This is a genomic window from Paenibacillus helianthi, assembly GCF_001909055.1.
Classification (GTDB): domain Bacteria; phylum Bacillota; class Bacilli; order Paenibacillales; family Paenibacillaceae; genus Paenibacillus_AQ; species Paenibacillus_AQ helianthi.
In genome coordinates this window covers 1-1,220 of the sequence record NZ_LVWI01000004.1, presented here as the reverse complement: position 1 = coordinate 1,220, position 1,220 = coordinate 1, and the positions used below count along the sequence as shown (strand labels likewise).

Below are 1,220 nucleotides of genomic sequence, written 5' to 3'. Positions count from 1 at the left end.
AGAGGCGGTAGCCCGGAAGCATGGCCTCTCTCCCAAGACCCTTGGAAACTGGGTTCGCCAATATCAGGATGAGGTGGATGACCTTATGGTAAGAAAACAAAACGAAACTAAGCAGATCCAGCAAGATGCGGCTCAATTTCAGGACCTCCAGAAGAAGTACGAGGATGCTGTTAAACTGCTGGGCGAAAAAGAACTGGAGATCCATATTCTACGGGACCTGGTAAAAAAAAAGTACCCCGACTGGAAGTAGCATTCCATTGGATTGAACAAGGCTACCGTGTGCGTACCGTGCTGCGAATCTGCGGGGTTCCCCGTTCCACTTACTATTACCGTCTCCAACATCCAGAGCCTCGGCAGCCTGCGGGTAAAGGCCGTCCGGTACCCGGGTTTTCGTACGACAAGACAGGCTCACAGGTGAACGATGTCCGTATTACAACATGGCTACGTCGCTTGATACAAGGACCAGATGGCGCGTTTGGTTACCGGAAGCTCACGGTCCTATTACGGCGCAAACACGGTCTGCTTATTAACAAAAAGAAGGTGTACCGGCTCTGTAAATCTCTGAACCTGCTGGCACCACAGCGGGAGAAAACCAACGCGGTCCCTCGAAAAGTTGCGAATAACCGAGTAGTCACCGGACCCAACCAGCTATGGCAAATGGATATTAAATACGGATACGTAGCCGGCCAGCGCAGACACTTTTTCTTGGCCAGCGTTATAGATGTGTTTGACCGGAAGATAGTCGCTTACCACCGGGGTTCGACCTGCCGCACCCCCGAGATCCTACAGACCGTACAGAAGGCGCTAGGAGCCCGCAAGATAAGCCAACATGAGGCCTCACTGGTAATCCGTACGGACAATGGGCCCCAATTCGTAAGCAAAGCCTTCTATGCGTATTGTGAGCAGGCGGGCTTGGAACACGAGCGCATCCCGCCACGAACGCCGAACAAAAATGCCTTTATTGAGTCGTTTCACAGTATTTTGGAACGGGAATGCTACCAACGTCATTGTTTTGAAAGTACGGAAGAAGCCTTTACCGAAGTAGACCGTTTCATTCGGTATTACAATACCGTCCGGATCCACGGCAGTCTAAACGACTGGCCGCCACAGGAATATCTGCGAATGGTACAGGCAAAATTACTATCTCCCAAGACCATTGCACTTTAGTGCGATTTTGCAAGAATGAACGTGGTAGTGTCCAACTTTATGGGGTTGAACCG

At 50.9% G+C, this 1,220-nt stretch carries 2 protein-coding genes; both read left to right on the top strand.

Annotation, left to right across the window (positions count from 1 at the left end; all coding sequences use genetic code 11):
• Positions 1-250: transposase (locus A3844_RS06010; protein ID WP_074106906.1), on the top strand; the 250-nt coding region annotated here is incomplete at its 5' end.
• Complete coding sequence (locus tag A3844_RS06005; protein WP_074106905.1) at positions 241-1,167, top strand: IS3 family transposase; 927 nt, start codon at positions 241-243, stop codon at positions 1,165-1,167. The genes A3844_RS06010 and A3844_RS06005, both read left to right, overlap by 10 nt.
• Positions 1,168-1,220: the final 53 nt, after the last annotated feature.